The 22,233-nt window shown below is 71.8% G+C and carries 15 protein-coding genes; 7 read left to right on the plus strand and 8 right to left on the minus strand.

All coding sequences use genetic code 11. The annotated features are described in order from the left end of the window. Window positions 1-237 precede the first annotated feature (237 nt). The 4 genes from ACIRSU_RS04100 to ACIRSU_RS04115 all read right to left on the minus strand — a co-directional run bounded on the left by ACIRSU_RS04100 (window position 238) and on the right by ACIRSU_RS04115 (window position 2,578). Window positions 238-885: a hypothetical protein gene (locus ACIRSU_RS04100; RefSeq protein ID WP_403788964.1), complete on the minus strand. Its 648-nt coding sequence runs from the start codon at window positions 883-885 to the stop codon at window positions 238-240. 5 nt (window positions 886-890) lie between these two features. Beyond that, the gene (locus ACIRSU_RS04105) at window positions 891-1,475 is read right to left on the minus strand and encodes an RNA polymerase sigma factor (protein WP_403788966.1); all 585 of its coding nucleotides are present in this window, start codon (window positions 1,473-1,475) and stop codon (window positions 891-893) included. 78 nt (window positions 1,476-1,553) lie between these two features. Then, the gene (locus ACIRSU_RS04110) at window positions 1,554-2,027 is read right to left on the minus strand and encodes a hypothetical protein (RefSeq protein WP_403788968.1); all 474 of its coding nucleotides are present in this window, start codon (window positions 2,025-2,027) and stop codon (window positions 1,554-1,556) included. 137 nt (window positions 2,028-2,164) lie between these two features. Then, window positions 2,165-2,578: a hypothetical protein gene (locus ACIRSU_RS04115; RefSeq protein WP_403788970.1), complete on the minus strand. Its 414-nt coding sequence runs from the start codon at window positions 2,576-2,578 to the stop codon at window positions 2,165-2,167. A gap of 574 nt (window positions 2,579-3,152) precedes the next feature. Here ACIRSU_RS04115 and ACIRSU_RS04120 point away from each other — a divergent pair. The 5 genes from ACIRSU_RS04120 (at window position 3,153) to ACIRSU_RS04140 (ending at window position 14,923) form a co-directional block, all read left to right on the plus strand. Next, complete coding sequence (locus ACIRSU_RS04120) at window positions 3,153-11,588, plus strand: DNRLRE domain-containing protein (protein ID WP_403788972.1); 8,436 nt, start codon at window positions 3,153-3,155, stop codon at window positions 11,586-11,588. 13 nt (window positions 11,589-11,601) lie between these two features. After that, complete coding sequence (locus ACIRSU_RS04125; RefSeq protein ID WP_403788974.1) at window positions 11,602-12,123, plus strand: SMI1/KNR4 family protein; 522 nt, start codon at window positions 11,602-11,604, stop codon at window positions 12,121-12,123. 134 nt (window positions 12,124-12,257) lie between these two features. Further along, window positions 12,258-12,935 (plus strand): uracil-DNA glycosylase, encoded by a 678-nt coding sequence (locus ACIRSU_RS04130; protein WP_403788976.1) that lies wholly within the window; start codon window positions 12,258-12,260, stop codon window positions 12,933-12,935. Next, window positions 12,932-13,906: an N-acetylglucosamine kinase gene (locus tag ACIRSU_RS04135; RefSeq protein ID WP_403788978.1), complete on the plus strand. Its 975-nt coding sequence runs from the start codon at window positions 12,932-12,934 to the stop codon at window positions 13,904-13,906. The genes ACIRSU_RS04130 and ACIRSU_RS04135 overlap by 4 nt, the downstream gene beginning before the upstream one ends. Before the next feature lie 99 nt (window positions 13,907-14,005). Then, window positions 14,006-14,923, plus strand: coding sequence for a sirohydrochlorin chelatase (locus ACIRSU_RS04140; RefSeq protein ID WP_403788980.1), 918 nt, complete (start codon window positions 14,006-14,008; stop codon window positions 14,921-14,923). Window positions 14,924-15,017: 94 nt separating this feature from the next. Here ACIRSU_RS04140 and ACIRSU_RS04145 read toward each other — a convergent pair whose 3' ends face one another. Both ACIRSU_RS04145 and ACIRSU_RS04150 read right to left on the minus strand, forming a co-directional pair. Continuing rightward, the gene (locus ACIRSU_RS04145) at window positions 15,018-16,061 is read right to left on the minus strand and encodes a lactonase family protein (RefSeq protein ID WP_403788982.1); all 1,044 of its coding nucleotides are present in this window, start codon (window positions 16,059-16,061) and stop codon (window positions 15,018-15,020) included. A gap of 85 nt (window positions 16,062-16,146) precedes the next feature. Then, entirely contained in the window at window positions 16,147-17,646 is a 1,500-nt protein-coding gene (locus tag ACIRSU_RS04150) for an FUSC family protein (RefSeq protein WP_403789395.1), read from the minus strand. A gap of 346 nt (window positions 17,647-17,992) precedes the next feature. Between ACIRSU_RS04150 and ACIRSU_RS04155 the strand changes: the two genes are divergently transcribed. Next, window positions 17,993-18,469: an Lrp/AsnC family transcriptional regulator gene (locus tag ACIRSU_RS04155; RefSeq protein ID WP_403788984.1), complete on the plus strand. Its 477-nt coding sequence runs from the start codon at window positions 17,993-17,995 to the stop codon at window positions 18,467-18,469. A 67-nt stretch (window positions 18,470-18,536) separates the two neighbouring features. Further along, window positions 18,537-18,992, plus strand: coding sequence for an SRPBCC family protein (locus ACIRSU_RS04160; RefSeq protein ID WP_403788986.1), 456 nt, complete (start codon window positions 18,537-18,539; stop codon window positions 18,990-18,992). A gap of 76 nt (window positions 18,993-19,068) precedes the next feature. On the opposite strand, the gene ACIRSU_RS04165 is transcribed toward ACIRSU_RS04160, so the two are convergent. Both ACIRSU_RS04165 and ACIRSU_RS04170 read right to left on the minus strand, forming a co-directional pair. Further along, window positions 19,069-21,156 (minus strand): SpoIIE family protein phosphatase, encoded by a 2,088-nt coding sequence (locus tag ACIRSU_RS04165; RefSeq protein ID WP_403788988.1) that lies wholly within the window; start codon window positions 21,154-21,156, stop codon window positions 19,069-19,071. A 124-nt stretch (window positions 21,157-21,280) separates the two neighbouring features. After that, window positions 21,281-21,985 (minus strand): VC0807 family protein, encoded by a 705-nt coding sequence (locus tag ACIRSU_RS04170; RefSeq protein WP_403788990.1) that lies wholly within the window; start codon window positions 21,983-21,985, stop codon window positions 21,281-21,283. Window positions 21,986-22,233 lie beyond the last annotated feature (248 nt).

Consider the following 22,233-nt stretch of genomic DNA (forward strand, 5'->3'; position numbering starts at 1 on the left):
GACTGAACGGGAGCGGGGTGCGGGGCCGGGGCAAGGCGCGGGCCCGGAGCCCGAGCCGGGGCCAGGGGTGGGCCCGGGCCGGGCCGGGGCCAGGCGTGGGCCCGGGCCGGGGCCTGGGCCGGGTGCCACACGGGGGCCGGGTGCCGGCGCAGGGCCGGGCCGGCTGCGGGCCCTCGGCCGGCCCGATGGGCCCGGAGCAGGGTCCGGAGCAGGTGGGCTTTAGCCCGGAGCGTCGGGTCAGTCGGTCCGGTGGGCCGGCGGGCGTGACCTCGGCGGCCGCTCACCGTCTGCGTCCCCGTCCCTGTCCCCGTTCGCGTCACCCGTTCCGTCTTCGTCCGCGTCGCCCTTGCCGTTCTTCGGCCAGCCGTTCTTCGCTCCTCGGGAGGCGCCGGGGTCGGGCCGGTCGTCGGGGCGCCCGTGGCCCTGGCCGTTGCCCTGGCCGTGCGTCTTCCCGTCGCGCTCCGCCCGGTGGGCGTCCGGGTCGGGCAGGGTCGGCTCGGGTGGGGCCGGGCGGGGCGGACGCGGAGTGGGATGCTCCGGGGTGTGCTGCGGCGCGGAGCTGCCGGGTTCGGCGTCCGGGGTCGGGGCGGGGCCCTCGCCGAGGCGGCCGGGCAGGTCACCGGAGGCGAGGGCGACGCCGCCGAGGGCGAGGCTCGCGAGCAGTCCGGCCAGGAGCGTACGCAGGGAGCGGCGGCCAGGGCGACGGTCCGTGGCGGGGGTCCAGTCGTCGCGGCGGCGGAGGGGCGCGCCGGCCGACATGCCCGCGTCACGGGCGGCACGGAAGGCGGCGAGGGCGGCGGGGTCGATCTCGGGGCGTGCGCCGCCCGCGGTCAGCGCGGTGCGCAGCGCGTCCTCCAGGGTGCCGTGTTCGTCGCCGTGCGGCATTTGCCTCACCTCCCCTTTCCCCTGATTTCTCGCGCGAGTCGCTTAAGTCCCCTGTGTGCGGCGGACCGTACCGCACCGGGACGTTTGTCCAACACTCGGGCGGCCGTCGGCCCGTCGAGGCCGACGACGACGCGGAGCAGCACGGCCTCGGCCTGGTCCCTGGGCAGTCCCTTGACCAGCTCGAGTGCCCGCTCGGTCGACAGGGCCTCCAGCGCCTCGCCGGCGGTGTCGGCGGCGGCGGGCAGGTCGAGGAGGTCCGCCTCGACCGGTGCGGGGCGGGGGCGGGAGCGCTCGCGGCGCAGGTGGTCGAGGGCCCGGTGGCGGGCGATGGTCGCGGTCCAGCCGCGGAATCCGGGGCCGTCGCCGCGGAACCGGCCGAGGTCGCGGGCGATCTCCAGCCACGCCTCGGCGGCCACGTCCTCGGCGTCCGCGCCGACGAGTCCGCGTACGTAGCCGAGGAGGCCGGGGTACACCGTGCGGTAGGCCTCGGCGAAGGCGTCCTCGTCGCCGCGCTGCGCGCGTTCGACGGCCGCACCGAGCCGTGCGTCGCGCAGCGCCGCGGACGCACGGCTGCCGGCCCCCTCGCTCACACGTCCCTCTTCACAGCCGGTCCCGTCAGGAAGCTCCGGTCGCGCCCGTGAACCGGAAGGCGCCATTCTGTCAGACCGTCAGCAACGGCCCGCCGTCAGCCCGTCCGAGGGGCAGCCCCGCTGGCGCGGCCGTGGCGGGCGGCGTCCGTGCAGGGTGAGGAAGTAGGTCCGGAGGGACTCCTGGGGGCCGAGCTCGAAACGGTTCACGGTCCGGCCGAGGGGGTTCCAGAGGCGGCCGTCGGGCATCCGTACGGCGACGGGGTGCTCGAAGGCGGTGCGGACCGGGTGGTCCGCCGGCAGGTCCACCCATAAGGCACCGGCCTGGCGCACGAGCACCTCGCCGACGTAGGCGCCGAGATCGAGCAAGGGTCCGGCCACGTCGTGGCGTTGGGCCGCGCCTCTTCTGAGGCCGTCGATGAGCCGGTCGACGACGGCCAGGCTGGCCACGCTGTAGTCCAGCGGCAGGCGCGCCCGCGCGGTGACGCGTGCGACGAACTCGGAGGCGTACCGCTCCATCTCGGCCGCCCGTGGTGCCCGTTCTTCGCGATCCATTCCTGATCACCCCTGCCCCTCGACGCGTCGCGGCGGGATCCGGTGGACCCCGCCGGATGATCAAGCGGATCCGGCGCCGGTAACATCACGGGGCGGCGAGGTGACGCTGGTCACAAGAGACTTGACAAGCCGTCAGGTCAGCTGGCGTCGGCGCCCGCGGGGGTGCCGGAGCTCGCGCCGGCGCAGGTGCCGCGTCCGAAGACGCCTTCCGCGGTGGAGCTCTGGACGTGACGCCCCGCCACGGTGAGGCCGCAGCTCACCCTGCCTCCCTTGGCGCCGAGCGTGACGCTGACCGCCGGGGTCGCGCCCTGAGGCAGTCGCACGGTCTTCCGCCACGGCAGCACGGCGTTCCTCACGGTGCCCTCGGCGCCGGCCTCCCGGTAGGAGATGTCGGCGGTGCCTTCGCCGAGGACCTCGTACGCCACCTCGGTCGTCCCGGCCGCGGACCGGTCACCGGCTCCCTGCCGCCCACCGTCGCCGGGACCGCCGGGCCCGGCGACGACGTAGGCGAGGAGTGCGCCGGACACCAGCAGCAGAATCCCTGCGGTCATGGCGGCGAATCGACGGCCGCGACGGTGCGGCTCCGGTGCGGTTCCGGGGTCTTCGGGTCCTTCCGGACCGACCCGGTCTTCCGTGGCTGACATGACTTCTGCTCTTTCGATCGACGGAAACAACGGGAACGCGCGAGCACGGAAATACGGAAATTCCGCTGCGTTATACACCACGGAGATCCCCGAAATCCAGGGAGCGGAACAATCAGGCATATCTCCCGCCCGCACTCCCGCCATCTGCCGACACCCCATCAAATGACCGTTTTCTGAAAGTGTTTGACTCCGCGTCGGCCGTTTGATTAGAAACCCCCCGCCCGCCCCCGTGCACGGGTGGGCATTCTCGGCCGATGGAAGGATTGGCGTGAAAGTGAGATTCGGGCGGGCCATAGCCTGTCTCGTGGTTTCCGCGGTGACATCCACGATGCTGCCGCAAGCCGCATATGCGATGGCGACGAGTACCGCAGGGGTTTCCGAGGACGACGGCGGGGGCATAGTCGATTCCCTCAAGGGCTGGTTCTCGGACGACGATCCGGGCGAAAGCGTTCCGGAACAGCCCTCGACGGGCGGCACGCCGATGCTGCCCAGCCGGGAGAAGCTGCCGCGGGGCAAGGCCGCGCCGAAGCCGCGGCGGGTCGCCGAGCTGACCGGGCGGCGCACCGCGACCGCCCGCTACTGGCAGCTGTCCGACGGCCGGGTGCAGGCGGAGGTGTCGGCGGTTCCGACCGGCTACCGGGCGGGCTCGTCCTGGAAGGACATCGACCCGACGGTCACGGCGGGCCGGACGGCGGACTACCCGTTCGCCAACACCACCAACGCCGCGAGCACGTGGTTCGGCGCGGACGCGAACCGGCTGCTGCGCTTCCAGGGCGCCGACGGGCACGCCGTGACCCTGGGCCTGAAGGGCGCCGGCCGGCTCACCCCGGTCGCCAAGGGCGACACGGTGACCTACCGCGACGCGGTGGCCGGCGCCGACCTCGTGTACCGGGTCGGCCCGGGCCGGGTGAAGGAGAACATCGTCCTCGGCAGCCGGCCCGCCGGCCCCGTGACGTTCACGTTCACGCTGGACACGGGCGGGCTGACGCCGAAGGCGGCGAAGGACGGCTCGATCGGTCTGTACGGCGAGGGCGCGGCTCCCGTCCTGGTGATTCCGGCCGCGTTCATGACGGACGCCGGGAAGGACGCCCGCTCGCCGTACGGCACCGGCTACAGCGGCGCCGTCACGCAGCGGCTCAGCCGCGCGGGCAAGGGCTGGCAGCTCACCGTCACGCCGGACGCGAAGTGGCTGGCCGCGCCGGAGCGCCGCTATCCGGTCACGATCGACCCGACGATCTCCATCGCGCCGACGCCCAGCACGGCGCAGGACGTGATGATCTCGTCGGACGGCCCGACGACCAACTACGACGACAACTGGCGTCTCTCGGTCGGCAACACCTCCACCGGCGCCTCCCGCGCGCTGCTGAGGTTCCCGGTCGGCAGCATCCCGGCCGGTACGAAGCTGGACTCGGCCGACCTCAGGCTGTACTTCGACCAGTACCACACCACGGGCGACACCGAGGTGCAGCTGGAGGCGCACCGCGCGACCGACGCGTGGAGCGAGTCCACGGCCACCTGGAACAACGCCAACGCGATCACGGGTGAGCTGTCGGGTACGGCGGTCGTCGTCGACGACGGCGACACCGGCCGCACCGCCGCCGTCGGCGCGTGGCCGGCGTCGGGGAACACGGCGTACACGCAGTACGCGGTGAACCAGGACTACCTGTACAACAAGGACTCGGTCGCGGGCGACACGTACACCTGGCAGCCGAGCCTCCCCGAGGACGGCACCTACCAGGTCGAGACGCACTACGTCCCGGCCTCCGACCGTGCCACGAACGCCCCGTACACCGTCACCTACGACGGCGGCACGAAGACGTACACGGTCAACCAGCAGGCCGGCACCACCGGCGTCTGGAAGACGCTGGGCTCGCACCCGTTCAAGGCCGGCACGCTCGGCAAGATCGTCCTGGGCGACGGTCCGGTCTCGACCGCGACGTCGGTGATCGCGGACGCGGTGCGGTTCACCAAGGGCGGTGTGGTCACCAAGCAGCCCGGTGAGCTGAACACCTGGCACAGCTTCCCGGTCACGAAGACGGTCCAGCAGTGGATCGACGGCACCTACGCCAACAACGGCTTCGTCATCAAGGCCGGTGACGAGTCCGCGAACGGCCCGAAGGGCGGTCCGCGGTACGAGGGCAGCGAGTTCGGGTACGGCGGCGAGGCCGCCAACTACCCGCGGCTCGTGCTGACCTTCGGCCGGCAGGGCGTGGACCTCGCGGCCCCGTCCGTCATCCACGACACGGGCGCGGAGCTGAGCTGGTCGGCGTACCAGGACAAGGACCCGATCGGCACCGGCGACGACATCGTCGAGTACCAGGTCCACCGCTCGGTCAGCCAGACCTTCACCCCGTCCGCCGCCACGCTCGTCGCGCCCGTCGCGAAGACGGTGACCTCGTTCACCGACACCACCGCGGTGCCGACGAAGGCGGACGACCCCGACCCGTACGGCCGCGCCTACTACTACATGATCGCGGTCAGGACGAAGGACGGGCAGGTCGTCGCGGCACCCACCCAGCTCGTCCGGCTGCCGAAGGCCGGCCGGACGACGAAGGTGCTCGACGCCACGCAGGACACCACCCTGTCCTCGGCCCGCCCGGCCCTCACCCACGACACGATCGACGACGGCGGACCGAAGAACTGGCTGAGCGTCGGCAACAACTCCGCCACCTACGGCGACACCCGTGCCGTGCTCAAGTTCCCGGCCCTCGGCATCCCGGCCACGGCCCGGGTGCTCGACGCCAAGGTGCGCCTGTGGAGCACCCAGACGGTGCAGGACGCCGCCGGTGCGGTGTACGAGATCCGGCCGCTGACCCGCGACTTCGACGAGTCCGCCGCCACCTGGCAGAAGGCCGACGCCGCCACCTCCTGGACCACCCAGGGCGGCGACTTCGGCGCCTCGGCCGGTGACACCGGTGCGATGACCAACGACCCGGCCCGGCACGACTGGAGCATCGTCTCGATGGCCCAGTCGTGGGTGACCACCCCCGCCTCCCAGCAGGGCGTGGTCATCAAGATGGCCGACGAGGCCGCGTCGCAGGAGCGCACCCTGTTCCTGTCGTCGGAGGGCAGCGAGCAGCGGCTGCGCCCGCGGCTCGTGGTCACGTACGTCGACTCGACCACCGAGTCGACGTACTACGCGCCGCAGACGCCGGCGCGGATGACGCCGAACACCGACTACACCGTCGACTTCAACCTGACCAACACCACCGCGGCGAACTGGCCGGCGGCCGACCACGTCCTCAGCTACCGGTGGACGCTGCCGGACGGCACCGACGTCACCAACGGCGGCAACCAGGTCCAGACCGCCCTGCCCGCCGACGTCGCTCCCGGCGGCTCGGTGAACGTGCAGGCGGTGGTGCGGACGCCCGTCAACTCGGACAACGGCAACAAGCGCACGGACTACGTGCTGACCTGGGACGTCCTGGACAAGACGGCCGGCACCTGGACGTCGGGCACCGCGGGCATCCCCGGTCTGGCGCAGAACGTGGCGGTGGAGGACCCGACCTCCAACCAGCTGGGCATGGAGAAGTTCTACGCCTACACGGGCAAGAACACCGGCGCCGGCTCGACCGTCATGAACAACCTGGCGTCCGGCAACAGCGTCTGGCAGTACAACGCGTTCACCAACCCCGGCCGCGGTGTCTCCACCTTCGCCCGGTTCGCGTACAACAGCCTGGACACCTCGGACACGGTCTCCGGCCCCGGCTGGTCCTTCCAGGCAGCCGGTCCGATCCGGCTCGGCGCGCCGCTGGAGTTCCACCCCAAGCCGAGCCCGACCGAGATCCGGCTCCCGGACGGCGACGGCACCACGCACGTCTTCCGCAAGCAGCCGGACGGCTCGTGGAAGGCCCCGGCGGGCGTCCACTACAAGCTGACGTCCAAGCCCGGCCTGGACTGCACCCCGCTGAAGGACCCGGTCCCCGACGCCTGGACGCTGACCCGCCCGGACGGCTCGCGATTCCTGTTCGGCTGTGACGGCTACATGACGTCGCTGGTCGAGAAGAACGGCAACACGCAGACGTACACGTACGAGGAACGCAAGTCCAACAACAAGCCGACGAAGTTCCTCTCGTACATCACCGACCCGGTCGGCCGGCAGTCGCTGACGGCCGAGTACTACGCCAAGGCCGACACCAACAACCCGAAGATCATCGACCACATCAAGTCGATGACCGACGTCTCCGGCCGCAAGGTCACCTTCGAGTACTCCGACAAGGGCCTGCTCACCAAGCTCACGGACGGCGCCGGCTCCGCCCAGCCGAAGGTCTTCGGCTTCGAGTACGACGCCACCCAGGGCAACAAGAACGTCAAGCTCGTCAAGGCCACCGACCCGCGCGGCAACGCCACCACCATGGCGTACTACGCCCCGCAGAACGGCGACGACCCGAAGTACCACTGGTGGACCAGGACGATCACCGACCGTCTCCAGGGCACCACGGGCTTCACCTACGCGGCCGACGCCGCCAACGCCAAGTTCACCGACTCCAGGGTCACCGACGCCGAGTCGCACTCCACCAGCTACGTCACCGACGACTTCGGCCGCGCCGTCCAGACGACGAACGCCAAGTCGCAGACGATGAAGCTGTCGTGGGACGCGGACAACAACGTCACCTACATGGAGGAGAACAACGGCGCCAAGACCGCGTACTGCTACGACCAGAGGACGGGCTACCCGCTCTGGAAGCGCGACGCGGAGAACAACAAGGCGGGCGTGCCGCCGGCTTCGGACTGCGCCCCGGGCACCTACCCGGCGAACTCCACGCGGTACGTGTACCAGACCCGCGCCGACGGCTACGCGGCCGACCTCTTCACCAAGACCTCGCCCGAGGGCCGGAAGTGGCAGTTCGGTTACGACACCTTCGGCAACCTGAAGACGGTCACCGACCCCAAGGGCGTCGCCACCGCGACGGCGGGCGACTACACGACGACGTACGAGTACGACGCCTACGGCCAGCTGACCAGGGCGACCGACGCCAACGGCAACGCCGACACCAACAGCGACTTCGGTCCCGCCGGCTTCCCGCGGACCATGACCGACGCGCTGAACAACACCTCGACGTTCGTCTACGACGAGCGCGGCAAGGTCACCGAGGTCACCGACCCGCTGGGCAAGAAGACCACGCAGACGTACGACACCTTCGGGCGTCCGCTGGTCAAGACGCAGCCGAAGAACCAGGCCACCGGTGACCTGATCACCGCTCCGGCCCCCGTGTACGACGCCAACGACAACGTCACCACGTCGACGGCGCCGAACGGCGCGGTGTCCACGGCGGTGTACGACGCGGCCGACCAGATGACCTCGGCGACCGCGCCGAAGTACACCCCGACGTCGGACGAGCGGAGGACGACGTACACCTACGACAAGGTCGGCGACCTCCTCACGACGACCGAGCCGAAGGGCACGCTGACCACCTCGGACGCGACGGACTTCGTCACGACCAACTACTACAACGAGATCTACCAGCTCACCTCCGTCGTCAACGCCGAGGGTGACAAGGTCAGTTACGAGTACGACGACGCCGGCAACACCACCAAGGTCGTCGACCCGAAGAAGAACGCCACGGCCGACCCGGCCGACTACACCACCCTGACCGCCTACGACCTGGACCACCGGGCCACCGCGGTCACGGACGCCGCCGGCAAGACCACCAGGAAGGCCTACGACAAGGACAACCTGGTCGTCTCCACGACGGACGCCGAGAACAACACCACGCTCATCAGCTACGACGAGCGGGGCAAGCGGAGCGAGGTCAAGGTCCCGCACAGCGGCACCTCGCCGATCACCTACCGCACGACCCGGTACGAGTACGACCAGGTCGGCAACACCACCAAGGTGATCACCCCGCGAGCGGTCGACGCGGGGACGACCACGGCGTTCACCGCCCGTACCGAGTACGACGCGCTGAACCGGCCCAAGCGCCAGTACCAGCCGTACGACCCGGCGGACGGCGTCCACAACGACCCCGACGTCTACACCGAGACCGTGTACGACGCGGCGGGCCGGGTGGCGAAGACCTCGACGCCGCCGTCGGAAGGCCAGACGGTCCGCAACGACACCACCTTCAGCTACTACGACAACGGCTGGACGAAGAGCACCACGGACCCGTGGTCCATCACGACCAGCTACGACTACGACCAGCTCGGCAAGCAGACGGCCCGGACGCTGACCTCGGCGGGCGGCTCGTCCAACCGCACGATGACCTGGTCGTACTACCCGGACGGCAAGGTCAGGTCGCGTTCCGACGACGGCGTTCCGGTGGGCAGGTCGGTGGTCCTGGTGGACAACTCCGACACCCAGCACACCTCCACCACGGGTACCTGGGCCACCGGGAACCTCACCGGGCAGCAGGGCTACGACCACCGCACCCACGCGGCCGGTACGGGCACGGACGCCTTCACCTGGGGTCTCGACATCCCCAAGGACGGCACGTACACCGCGTACGTCAGCTACCCGAAGGTGACCGGGGCCGCCACCACCGCGAAGTACACCCTCGTGCACGGCACGACCACCGAACCGGCGGTCACCAAGGACCAGAACGCCGCCACCGGCACCTGGGTGAGCCTCGGCAGCTACTCCCTCAAGCAGGGCGAGAGCACCACCCTGAAGCTGGGCCAGAACAGCGCCGGCGTCGTGGTCGCGGACGCGGTCAAGCTGGTCCGTGACAACTCCGCGGAGACCGACACCGAGAAGCGGACGTTCACCTACGGCTACGACGTCAACGGCAACCTGACCTCGATCGGCGACACGTCCTCCGGGGCGAAGATCGACGCCTACGCCGTCACGTACACCGGCCTCGACCAGGTCCAGAAGGTGACCGAGTCGCTGGCCGGCGTGGAGAAGAAGGCGACGTCGTACACGTACGACGCCAACGGGCAGTCGGAGACCGTCAGTCACCCCGACCAGTACTCCAAGTACACCTACGACCTGCGGGAGAAGGTCAGGACGGTGTCCGTCGGCACGTCCGCGACCGACGCCTCCCCCAAGGTCACGACGTACACGTACACGGACCGTGCCCAGAAGCTGAAGGAGACCAAGGCCAACGGCAACACCGTCGACTACACCTACTTCCTCGACGGCTCGCTGAAGTCGACGACGGAGAAGAAGGCGGACGGCACCACGCTGGTCGCCTCCCACACCTACGCCTACGACTCCAACGGCAACAAGTCGCAGGACGTCGCGAGGAAGATGAACGCCGACAACCGTTCGGCGTACCTCGACTCGACGACCGACTTCACCTACGACCCGGCCGACCGGCTCGTCAAGTCGGTCAAGACGGGCAACGGCGCCGGCACGGAGACGTACGAGCACGACGACAACGCCAACGTCATCAGCCAGAGCGTCAAGGGAACGAGCACCACGTTCCGCTACGACCGCAACCGGCTGCTGACCTCGACGACCTCGGGCGTCGAGGCCGACTACAGCTACGACCCGTTCGGCCGCCAGCAGTCGGTCATCTCCGGCGGCAAGGTCGTCGAGCGGAGCGTGTACGACGGCTTCGACCACGTCGTGGAGTCCCAGAAGGCGGACTCCACCGGCGCGCTGAAGTCGACGACGTACACCTTCGACCCGCTGGACCGCACCGCGTCGAAGACGGCGGACGGCAAGACCACCGACTTCGAGTACCTGGGCCTGTCGAGCGAGGTCCTCGACGAGAAGGTGGCCGGCGCGCTGACCAAGTCGTTCCAGTACAGCCCGTGGGGCGAGCGCCTGTCGCAGACCAAGCGCAACACCGACGGCACGTCCGAGGACGGCTACTACGGCTACAACAGCCACACCGACGTCGAGACCCTGACCGACAAGAACGGTGACACCAAGGCCACTTATGGCTACACCGCCTACGGCAACAACGACGCCGCCGAGTTCACCGGCATCGACAAGCCCGACGCGGCCGACCCCGCCAAGGAGGTGTACAACCCCTACCGCTTCAACGCCAAGCGCTGGGACGCCCAGTCCGGCACGTACGACATGGGCTTCCGCGACTACAACCCGGGGCTCAACCGCTTCACCACCCGGGACATGTACAACGGCGCCCTCGCCGACATGAACCTCGGCGCGGACCCATACACCAGCAACCGCTACGCCTTCACCGGCGGCAACCCGACCAGTTTCGTCGAGTACGACGGCCACTTCCTCTTCGCGATCCCGCTCGTCTACTGGGCGGCCGCGGCGGCACTGGGCACGGCGCTGTACGCGTCGACGCCGCAGGGCCAGAAGAACCTGGCGGACGCCGGGGCGGCCGTGGGCAGCATGCTGATGCCGTCGCCGGACACCAGCGGTGACAGCGACTCGGACGACGAACCGCGACCGGGTCCCACCCCCTCGCCGTCGCCGGGCCCGCAGCCCAGGCCCATGCCGCGGCAGACCGACACCAACAACCCGCACTGCGACACGACGCCGCTGATCGACGGAGGACGGATCTACGGCGGTCTCGAGGAGTACACGGATCACGCGGGGAACAAGGGCTGCCGGGCCACCGGTGCCTATGCCTTCCTCAACAAGAACGACCGCAAGTCGCGCACCGGAGCGGGCGGTTATCCCGTGTGCCCCGAATGCGAACCGTCCGTCCAGCCGGACGGAATGGGAGAAATCGCGGCAGGAGGCGGAAACCCGCAGGCGGGCCACCTGATAGGTTACTGGGGCGGCGGCACCGGCCAGGACGTCCGCAACCTGGTCGCTCTGCACGGCAGGGCGAATGCCCGCATGGCCAGCAAGGTCGAGTCCTATGGATGGAAGGCCCTGAACGGCAACAACCAGCTGTTCATGTCGGTCGTGCCCATCTACGGCGACCCGCATTCGGCCGTTCCGACGACCGTTCAGGTCGGAATGACCGTGTACAGCCCGCAGGGGGACATCGTGGACAGCTACTCGTGCACCGCGATCAACTCCCCGACCGGCATCGGCTCGAAGTGCTAGAAGGGGTCTAGTGGTGGCAACACTGGCGGAGATTCAAGCCCTGTTGGGCGAACCCCGGTTCAACTGGTCGGACCCGGCGCCCTGGATCGAGCTGGAGCGGGAACTCGGCGTCGCGTTCCCCGCGGACTTCCGCGAGATCGTGGACGCCTACGGTTCGGTCTCGGTCAACGGGCAGCTGTATCTGAAGCACCCCGCCGGCCATCTTCTGCACAGCCTGGTGAAGGACATCAGGATGGACCTGGAGTTCTGGCGCGAGGAGGACATGGCCGAGTTCCTGCCCAGCCGGGCGGGGGCGGGCCCCGGAGAAGTGCTGCCGGTGGCGACGGCGACGACGGGCGAGGCGATCTTCCTCCGCGTTCCCGACGACTCCTCGTCGCCCTGGCGCGTGGTCGTCCAGGAAATGGACAGCCCGGCGTGGACCCTCTACGAGATGACGTTCAGCGACTGGCTGCTGGCGTATCTCAGGGGGAGGGACGTGACGTTGTGCGTCCGCGACCGCGCGCCCGAGGGGCCGTTCTACGAGTTCCTGCCCTAGCGGTTCCTGCTCCGTGAACGACCACGGTGGTCTCTCCCGTCCTGGTGACGGGAGGGGCCACCGTGTCGTTTCGGGCCACCGCGGACGTCTCGGCGGCGCGCGGCGTTGTCGGACGGCGCCAGTAGAGTGACGGCGTGGCAGCACGACCGTTGAACGAAATCGTCGAGGCCGGGTGGGCGCACGCGCTCGCGCCGGTGGCCGAACGCATCGCCTCGATGGGCGACTTCCTCCGGCAGGAGATCGCCGCCGGGCGGACCTATCTTCCCTCGGGGGCGAACGTCCTGAGGGCGTTCCAGCAGCCCTTCGACGAGGTGCGGGTCCTCATCGTCGGCCAGGACCCCTATCCCACGCCCGGGCACGCCGTGGGCCTGAGCTTCTCGGTGGCGCCGGACGTGCATCCGCTGCCGCCGAGCCTGGAGAACATCTACCGGGAGATGCACGCCGACCTGGGCCTTCCGCGGCCCTCGAACGGCGATCTGACCCCGTGGACCCGGCAGGGCGTCCTGCTGCTCAACAGGGCCCTCACCACGGCCCCGCGGCGGCCGGGAGCGCACCGGGACAAGGGCTGGGAGGCGGTCACGGAACAGGCGATCCGGGCGCTCGCGGCGCGCGGGAAGCCTCTGGTGTCGATCCTGTGGGGCCGGGACGCCCGCAATCTGCGGCCGCTGCTCGGCAGTCTGCCGGCGATCGAGTCCTCGCACCCCTCGCCGATGTCGGCGGACCGCGGCTTCTTCGGCTCCCGGCCGTTCAGCCGCACCAACGAACTGCTGCTCCGCCAGGGCGCCGAGCCCGTGGACTGGCAGCTGCCGTGACGCTCGTCGTCGGCGTCGACTCCGGGGGCTCGGGGCTGCGGATCGCGCTCGCACGGGCCGCCGACCGGGTGGTCCTGGAGACGGTGGCGTCGCGGGAGCCGGTGCGGACCGGGCCGGACGGGATCGACGCCGGGCAGCTGCTCGGCCGACTGCTGCCCGCCGTCGAGGCGATGCGTGAGCGGGCGGCCGAAGGAGCCGGTGCCGGGCCGGTGGTGGCCGTCGCCGTCGGGGCGGCCGGGATGGCGACGCTCGGCGACCGCCTGCGGGCCGAGCTGCCCGAGGCGCTCGAACGGGCCTGGGGCGTACGGCGGCTCGCACTCGCGGCCGATGCCGTGACCGCGTACGCCGGGGCGCTCGGGCAGCGTCCGGGCGCGGTCGTCGCGGGTGGCACGGGTCTGATCGCACTCGGCACCGATCTGACCGGCTGGCGGCGGGCGGACGGCTGGGGCCATCTGCTCGGCGACTGCGGCAGCGGTGCCTGGATCGGCCGGGCCGGACTCGAGGCGGCGATGCGGGCGTACGACGGCCGGCGCGGCGGTTCGGCCGCGCTGCTCGCGCGCGCCGAGCTGCGCTTCGGACCGGCGGCCGGACTGCCCGGCGCGCTGTATCCGCGGCCGGACCGGCCGGCCGTGCTCGCCTCGTTCGCGCCGGAGGTGGCGGAGTGCGCCGTCGCCGGCGACCCGGTGGCGGTCGGCGTCCTGGCGCGGGCGGCCACGCACATCGCGGAGGCCGCGGCGGCCGTCTGCCCCCCGGGCGCCGCGGGCGAAGTGGCCCTGACGGGTGGGCTGTTCAAGCTGGGCGAGCCCTTGCTCGGGCCGCTGCGCGCGGAGCTCCGGGCGCAGCTGCCGGGGACGCGCGAGGTGGTTGCCGCGGGCGATCCGCTGGCGGGCGCGGTGACGGTCGCGGGCGCGCTCGCGGAGGGCACGCTCCGCCTGCCGGAGGATCCGCGACTCCTGCAACTCACCAGGTAAACGGCGGTTCCGGGCCAGCTTCGGACATACGGGGGCAGAAGTCGCCGAGCCGCACCTCAGCGAACGGGGCGGCGGACAAAACCAGTAGCATGCGGCGGCATGAGCTCCCCCACTGGGCCCAACCCCGGCCTGCCTGTACGAATGCCGCGACCCCGCCAGTCCGGGCGACACCGTCGCCCTGAACCCGTGGCGGCGCCCGAGGGCGCTCCCGCGCTGGTTCTCGCCGTACCCGGTGTACCGTCGGCCGCCATACGCTCGCTGGCCGATGAGGTCGTGAGCATCGCCCGCTCGGAGCTGCCCGGCCTGGAGGCCGCGATCGGCTACCTCGACGGCGATGACGACGAGTACCCCACCCTCTCCACCGTGCTGACGCGGGCCGCGGCCCTGCGCACCGAGCGGTACGAGATCGCCGTGGCCGCCGGCCGCGAGGTCGCCGCCCCCGAGGGCCCGGCGGCCGTCGTGGTCCCGCTGCTCGCGGGCCCCGACAGCGCGCTCATGCGGCAGGTCCGGCAGGCCGTGCTCGACGCCGGCAACAACGCCGAGCTGACCGATGTGCTCGGCCCGCACCCGCTGCTCGCCGAGGCGCTGCACGTGCGGCTCTCCGAGGCCGGTCTGGCCCGCGCCGACCGCGCCCGCCTGTTCACGGTCGCCACGGCGGCCGACGGCATCATCCTCGCCACCGTCGGCGGCGAGGAGGCCGTGCAGGCCGCCGGTATCACCGGCATGCTGCTCGCGGCGCGGCTCGCGGTGCCGGTGATGGCGGCGGCGCTCGACCAGGAGGGTTCGATCGCCTCGATCGCCGAGCAGCTGCGCGCGGCCGGTGCGGAGCAGCTCGCGCTCGCCCCGTACCTGATCGGCCCCGAGCTGGCCGAGGGGCTGCTCGACGTGGCGGCCAAGGAGGCGGGCTGCGCGTCCGCCGAGGCGCTGGGCGCGTACCCGGCGATCGGCCGTCTGGTGCTGTCGCAGTACATGGCGACGCTCGGCATCAACCCGCAGCAGGGGGCGTCGGCCCACTGACGCGGACGCACGACCGTAAAGGGCCCGCGCCGGAATCCTCCGGCGCGGGCCCTCGCGCATTCAGCCGGCGTGTACGGCACCGCGACGGCGGCTCCTACCCGAAGACGACGCAGGAGGCGGCGGGGGCCGGGATCGAGCCGGCGAGTGCGGGGATGCCGGTCTGGGGGTCGACGGTGAACCAGGTGACGTCGCCGGAGCGCTCGTTGGCCGCGTACAGGTGGCGGCCGGACGGGCCGAGGGTCAGATCGCGCGGCCAGTGGCCGCCGCAGGGCACGGAGGTGACGAGCCGGGCGCTCTCGCCGGTGGGGTCGAGGGCGAGCACGGCGAGGGTGTCGCCGCCGCGCACGGCGGCCCACAGGAAGCGCCCGTCGGGGGCGGCGACGACCTCGGAGGGGTACTGGGGGCCGGTGGCGCCCTCGGGGACGACAGGGGTCTCGGTGAGCGGCGTGAGGACGCCTGCCTCGGCGTCCCAGCGGCACACGGTGAGGGTGGGCTCCAGCTCGTTCAGGACGTAGGCATGGCCGCCGGCCGGGTGGAAGGCGAGGTGGCGCGGGCCGGTGCCGGGGCGCAGGGCGGTGGCGCGGTGCGGGCGGAGGGCGCCCGTGGCGGGGGCGAGGACGCTGACCGTGACCGTGTCCGTGCCGAGGTCCACGTCGAGCACCCAGCGGCCGCTGGGGTCCGGCAGCACCTGATGCGCGTGCGGCCCGTCCTGCCGTCCCGCGACCGGCCCCGAGCCCTCGTGCCGCAGCCGGCCGAGCACCGGGCCGAGGCCGCCGTCGGCGGTGCGGGCCAGGGAGGTCACGCTGCCGGAGGTGTAGTCGGCGGTGAGGAGGCAGCGGCCGACGACGGCGAGGTGCGTGGGCCCGGCGGCGTCGACCGGCACCGGCGCCCCGAGCGGCCGGGGCTCCGGTCCGGTGACGTCGAAGGCGGCCGCGGCGCCCTGCTCGGTCTCGGAGACCGCGTACAGGACGTGCCCGTCGAGGGCGAGGAAGGACGGGTCGGCGACGGCGTCGCTCGTCCCGGTGACGGTGAGCGCGCCGCTGCCGGGATCCACCTCGGCGGCGATCACTCCCCGTCCGCCCGCGGATGTGAACGATCCGATGTACGCCCGCCGCCGCCCTGCCTGTGTGTCGTCCACTGTGCCTCTCCCTGCTCCCGTGTCCGACGGTGACCGGGCCGACGTTAGCAGCCGGTCTAGACCAACCGGGGTCAGGCGGCCGGGATCACGCGGCCGGTATCAGCGGCGCGCTCGGGGCCGTGCGCAGCGGGGTCGCGAGGTCGACCAGGGCGCGTTCCAGGCTGTGGAGGTGGGCGAGGGCGGCCTCGGCGCCCGGGTGGTGGGGCTGGAGGCCGAAGAGGGTGGTCGTGGTCCGGGGCGGTACCGCGGCCGGGACGAGGGCGTGGACGGCGGACTCGACGCGCCAGGCGGCGGCCGCCAGGCGGGCGTCGTGGGAGGCGTCCGGGTCGGCGGCGACGGCGGCGAGGCCGCGGGTCTCGCGGGCGCAGTCGTCCAGCAGGGCGAGGACCCGGCGGGCGCGGGCCTTGCGGGCGCGCAGCGGGCTGAGCGGGTGGACCAGCGGGGCGAGGGTGAGCCGGGCGCGGGCGAGGAGCAGGTCGAGCTCGGCGGCGTGCGGCGCCGGGTCGGCGTGCGGGTCGCCGGCGAGGCGGCGGGCCGCGGCGGTGGTGCAGGCGTGGACGCAGGCCACGGCCCGCTGGATCCAGGCGTTGGTGGCCGCGTGCGTGGTCACCGGCAGCAGGGCGACGCCGATGGCGGCGCCGAGCGCGCCGACCGCGGTCTCCTCGAAGCGGAGCAGCAGCAGGCCGGGGTGGAGGACGCCGAGGAGCCCGTAGAGCAGTCCCGCCATGACGGTGACGAAGAACATCATCCAGCTGTAGGACAGCGGCGCGGTGTAGAAGATGCCGAAGACGCAGACGGCGACGAGCGCGGCCGTCGGCACGGGTGCGCCGCCCAGCGGCAGGGCGATGAGCAGTCCGGCGGCGATGCCGGTGACGGTGCCGACGACCCGGCGGAAGCCGCGGACGAGGGTCTCGCCGCGCGAGGCGGTGTTGACGAAGATCCACCAGGCGGTGCCGACAGCCCAGTACCAGCGCTGCTCGGAGAGCAGCTGGCCGACCCCGAGGGCCACGGCGCAGGCGGCGGTCGCCTGGAAGGCCTGCCGGGTGGTGACCCGGGCGAGTCCGGTGCCGGGCAGCGGCGCGGGCGCGGCGGGCGGCGGCACGCGCCGCTCGATGCACCAGAAGACGAAGCGGACGGCGCCGGCGGCGCCGAGCGCGAGCAGCACGGCCCCGAAGAGCTCCGGCAGCTGCGCGGGCAGCGCGTGCAGGAACTGGGTCACGAAGAACTGCATGAACGCGAAGATGCCGAGCGCGTGTCCGCGCGGCCCCCAGCGCCGGGCGTACACCCCGGCGAAGACGACGAGCAGCCACGCGCTGTCGCGCAGCAGCGGCGCGTCGTGCAGGGCGGTCGCGAGGGCGAGCACGGGGAAGCCGGCGAGCGGCAGCAGGGCGGTGGTGACGGCCTGGCGGCGCACGGTGGGGTCGCCGACGGTGAAGAGGGCGAGGAGCGCGGCGAGGCCCGCGGTGATGGAGGCGACGATCGAGAGCCCGACGAGTTCGGAGACGGTCACGGCGAGTGCGATGCCGACCACCGCGCGACCGGCCACCCGCAGCCGGACCCGGCCCGGGTCGGGCGCCACGCACATGTGCCGCAGCAGCCTGCCGCCGGCCGCCAGGCCCTTCGCCACCCGCTCCTTCGCCATCAGACCCTTCAGACCCCTCAGACCCCTCAGGCCCTTCTTCATGACGGTCGCCCCGCCCCCGTTGCCGTACACACACCCTCTTCGCACATGACCAGATGACGACATGACGATGGCGCCGCGGGGCCGGGTCCCGGCAGCATCGCCGGTCCGGCGCGTGCGCGGCGCCATCTGTTCAACTCTTGTAAGAGGAAAGCATCCTTCCGCCCAGTGGCTCAACCGGCTCCCTGAACGGTGTGCCATTGGTACAGTCGAAGCGATTGCGGTACGGCCACAGGGAGGCCAACGGACCATGGCGGTGGACGAGCTCGACACCCGCATCCTGCGGCTCCTCATCGAGCAGCCGCGCACCAGCGTGCGTGAGTACGCGCGGATCCTCGGGGTGGCCCGGGGCACCGTGCAGGCCCGGATCGACCGGCTGGAGCGGGACGGGGTGATCACCGCCACGGGCCCGGTGCTCTCCCCCGCGGCCCTCGGCCACCCGGTGCTCGCCTTCGTGCACATCGAGGTGACCCAGGGGCATCTGGACGAGGTGGGGGACGCGCTCGCGACCGTGCCGGAGATCGTGGAGGCCTTCTCCATCACGGGCGGCGGTGATCTGCTGACCCGGGTGGTGGCCCGTGACGCGGGCCATCTGGAGGACGTCATCCAGCGCCTGATCCAGCTGCCCGGGGTGGTCCGCACCCGCACCGAGATCGCGCTGCGCGAGCGGGTCGCCCACCGGCTGCTCCCGCTGGTCGAGTCCATCTCCCGTCAGCACCTGTCGTAGCGGCTGCCGCACCCCGTACCACCGTGGGACGATGGGATGAGATCCCCCTCGCAAGCAAGGAGGCGACATGTCCAGGATCAACGCCTCCGTCGACATCTCGCGCCGCCCCGAGGACGTCTTCGCGTACCTCTCCGATCCCTCGCATCTGCCGGAGTGGCAGGAGAGCGCGGTCAGGGTGCAGCCGAAGCGCGGCACGCCCGGCACGGTCGGCTCGCAGGTCACCGTCACCCGCCACATGGGCAAGAAGGACTTCGACACCACCATGCAGGTCATGGAGATGGACCCGCCGCGCAGCTGGCACGTCCACGGCGTCGACGGACCGGTCCGTGGTGACGTCCAGGGCTCGATCGAGCCGCTCGACAACGGGCAGCGCTCGCGCGTGACCCTGTCGCTGGACTTCGAGGGCCACGGCATCGGCAAGGTGCTCGCGCCGCTCGTCGTGAAGCCGGCCGCCCGCAAGGAGATGCCGCGCGACGAACAGACCCTGAAGTCGATTCTGGAGCGCGGCACCACGGCCCGCTGATCCCAGCCCGCTGCTCCCTGCCCGCTGATCCCCCACGCTGATCCCTCACAGCCCGGTCACCGCTTGTCGTACGGGATCACCGCTCGGTCGTACGGGATCCCGGCTCACCGGCCGTCGTACGGGCGAGCAGCATCGCGACGTCGTCCTGTGCCGGGCCCGCGGGGAGTCCGGCCAGGAGCTCGTCGCAGAGCTCGTCCAGCGGTCGGTCCATGGCCCGCAGCGCCCGGGCCACCCGGGCCATGCCCTGGTCGATGTCGTGGTCCCGGGACTCGATGAGGCCGTCGGTGTAGAGGACGAGCAGTCCGCCGGCGGGCAGCGCCACCTCCTCGGTGCCGAACTCGTGCGCGCCGGTGCCCAGCGGGGTGCCGGGCGGGCCGTCGAGGAAGGTGACGGTGCCGTCCGGGGTGACCACGGCGGGCGGCGGGTGGCCGGCCCGGGCGATGGTCCAGCCGTTGTCGGCCGGGTCGTGCACGGCGTACACGCAGGTGGCCATCTCGTCCTCGCCGAGGTCGGCGACGACGGCGTCGAGCGAGCGCAGCATGTGCGCGGGCGGGATGTCGTGCCGGGCCAGGGTGCGGACGGCGGTGCGCAGCTGTCCCATGACGGCCGCCGCGTGGATGCCGTGGCCCATGACGTCGCCGATGACGAGGCCGGTGCGGCCGCCGGGCAGGGCGACCACGTCGAACCAGTCGCCGCCGACGTCGTGGTCGCTGGCGGGCAGGTAGCGGCCGGTGAGTTCGAGGCCGGTGACGTCGGGCAGGGCGTTGTTGGTGAGGCTGCGCTGGAGGGTGAGGGCGGCCTGCCGCTGGGTGGTGTAGAGGCGGGCGTTGTCGATGTTGAGGGCGGCGCGGGCCACGACCTCGTCGAGGAGGACCCGTTCCTCGTCGTCGAAGGGTTCGCGGGTACGGAGCCGGGTGACCGAGACCGTGCCGAGCACCTTGCCGCGGGCGACCAGCGGGATGAGCCGGGCGGAGCCGATGCGGGTGGCGAGGTAGCGGCGGAGGGCTTCGAGGCGCGGGTCGCGGATGAGGGCGGGGATGTCGCCGACGCGCAGGTCCATGGCCCGGGCGTGGTTGATGGCGTCCTCGTACACGGAGTCGTAGGGGATCTGGAACTTCTGGCCGACGGCGAGCAGTGCGGTGGGCGCGTTCGGGTCGGGGAAGCCGGCGGCGAGGCGGCGCAGGATGTTGCGGGTGGCGGCGGTGGACTCGTCGGGGTCGAGGACGGCTTCGAGGAGGTGGACGTCGGCGGAGTCGGCGAGCTGCGGCACCAGGAAGGCGACGACTTCCTCGGCGGTCTGCCGCAGGTCGAGGGTGGTACCGATGCGTTCGCCGGCCTCGGCGAGCAGGGCGAAGCGGTGCCGGGCCCGTTCGACCTCGATGTGGGCCTGCTGGCTCTCGGTGATGTCGATGAGGGAGGCGATGATGCCGAGCGGCCGGCCGCCGTGGTCGAGGAGCGGTGCGTAGGAGTTGGACCAGATGTGGTCGTGGGTGGGGTCGGCGGGGGTGCGGCCGGCCCGGCGGGCGTCGACGACGGCGGTGCCGGTGTCGAGGACGCGCTGCATGAGGGCTTCGAGGGCGCCGGCGTTGACGCCGGGGACGACCTCGGTGAGGCGGTGGCCGACGTGGTTGGCGGCCGGGACGCCGTTCATCCGGGCGAGGGCGTCGTTGACGCGCACGAAGCGCAGGTCGGGGCCGAGGGTGGCGAGGCCGATGGGCGACTGGGTGAAGAGGGACTCCAGGGCGGCCAGGGAGTCGCGCATCTTGAGGACCTGGGAGGTCTCGAAGGCGATCAGCATGGCGCCGGGCCGGCCCTCCGGGTCGGCGGCGGGCACGATCCACATCTCCATGACGACCTGGTGGCCGTCGCGGTGCCGGACCGGCAGGGTGCCGACGACGGTCTCGCCGGCCTGGACGCGTTCGGTCAGCCGGCCGGCGAGCTCGATGTTGGCGACGGGGACGAGGAGTGGGGTCGCGGAGCGGCCCAGGACGTCCTCGGGGCGGTAGCCGAGCAGGTCCTGGGCGGCCAGGGACCACTCGACGATCCGCCCTTCGGCGTCCTCGCGCCACAGGGCGACGGGCAGCAGGTCGTTGAGCACGCCCGCGTACCCGACGGCCGCCAGGGGCGGCCGCGGAACCCTGCTCGGCGACTGGTGAGTGTCCAATGCATCCACCTACGCATCGGCCGGGCCCCGAGGGGCGTCATCCCGCGATTCCTACCGAATCACCCTATCCGAGACATTACGGACGGGCGCTGCCCGGTTGCGCCTACCGGGCAGAGCTCGGGGCTCAGCCGGCGGCCGCGGCCGCCGCGGCCTCCGCGGCGACCCGCCGCGCCTCACCCTCGGCGCGGGAGCGCTGCCCCGTCCGGATGGTCCAGAGGATGAGCAGGCCGAGGGTGCCGTAGGTCAGGACCGGGTTGACGGTGACCATGGCGTCGACGGAGAGCGCGTAGGACAGGACGATGCGCAGGGTGGCCTCGACGAGGTAGGCGACGCCCCAGACGACGGTCATGCGGCGCTGGACCGCCCGGAAGCCCTCGTACTGCCACAGGCTGTTCCACCAGGCGGCACTCTCGGCCGTGCCGTCGGTGGCGAAGCGGCGGCCGAAGTAGAACATCAGCGGCCGGGGCGCCAGGAGCGTGACGAGGCAGAGGACGCCGAAGAGGCCGGTGACGGCCGAGTCCTTGACGATCAGGGCACGCGCGGAGTGGGTGCCGACCAGCGAGACGACGGCCGTCAGGACGAGGAAGAAGATGGTGACGAGGGCGAACTCGTCCAGCTTGCGGCGCCACGCCAGATGGACGACGGTGTCGAGAACCGGCCAGACGCCACTGGCGAGCAGCGCCGAGAAGTCGCTCCAGCCGCGGTCGGTGAGCGCGCCGTAGGTGAGGATCGGCGCCACGATGTTCAGGCCGATCGTGAGTATCCATCCGACGGCGGCGGCTGAGCCGAAGCGGGCCGGAGAATCCGGGCGCGCCAGTGGTACGGACATGGTTCCCCCATGGTCAGTGCAGATCAGTGCGGTATCGGCAACGTAGGGCCGGGTCTTTGGATGTCACAAGGTGCGTCCGCACAAAATGATCTTCAAGCCGTCCGGACGAGTCCACTCCGGATGCTCCGCGCACTTCCGGCCACTTCCGGCGACTTGCCGCCGCTTCCGACTACTCGCGACCTTCCGCGCATCTCTTCACCCAAACCGAAGAACCGATGCACAGGGAGTCATATCGGCAGGTCGAATGC

It is taken from the genome of Streptomyces sp. NPDC101160 (genome assembly GCF_044768205.1).
Classification (GTDB): domain Bacteria; phylum Actinomycetota; class Actinomycetes; order Streptomycetales; family Streptomycetaceae; genus Streptomyces.

Coding starts and splice junctions, on each gene's coding strand:
- ACIRSU_RS04100 (WP_403788964.1), bottom strand. CDS start 885: ATGCCGCACGGCGACGAACACGGCACCCTGGAGGACGCGCTGCGCACC.
- ACIRSU_RS04110 (WP_403788968.1), bottom strand. CDS start 2,027: ATGGATCGCGAAGAACGGGCACCACGGGCGGCCGAGATGGAGCGGTAC.
- ACIRSU_RS04115 (WP_403788970.1), bottom strand. CDS start 2,578: ATGACCGCAGGGATTCTGCTGCTGGTGTCCGGCGCACTCCTCGCCTAC.
- ACIRSU_RS04120 (WP_403788972.1), top strand. CDS start 3,153: ATGCTGCCCAGCCGGGAGAAGCTGCCGCGGGGCAAGGCCGCGCCGAAG.
- ACIRSU_RS04140 (WP_403788980.1), top strand. CDS start 14,006: ATGAGCTCCCCCACTGGGCCCAACCCCGGCCTGCCTGTACGAATGCCG.
- ACIRSU_RS04150 (WP_403789395.1), bottom strand. CDS start 17,646: ATGTGCGTGGCGCCCGACCCGGGCCGGGTCCGGCTGCGGGTGGCCGGT.
- ACIRSU_RS04155 (WP_403788984.1), top strand. CDS start 17,993: ATGGCGGTGGACGAGCTCGACACCCGCATCCTGCGGCTCCTCATCGAG.
- ACIRSU_RS04160 (WP_403788986.1), top strand. CDS start 18,537: ATGTCCAGGATCAACGCCTCCGTCGACATCTCGCGCCGCCCCGAGGAC.
- ACIRSU_RS04170 (WP_403788990.1), bottom strand. CDS start 21,985: ATGTCCGTACCACTGGCGCGCCCGGATTCTCCGGCCCGCTTCGGCTCA.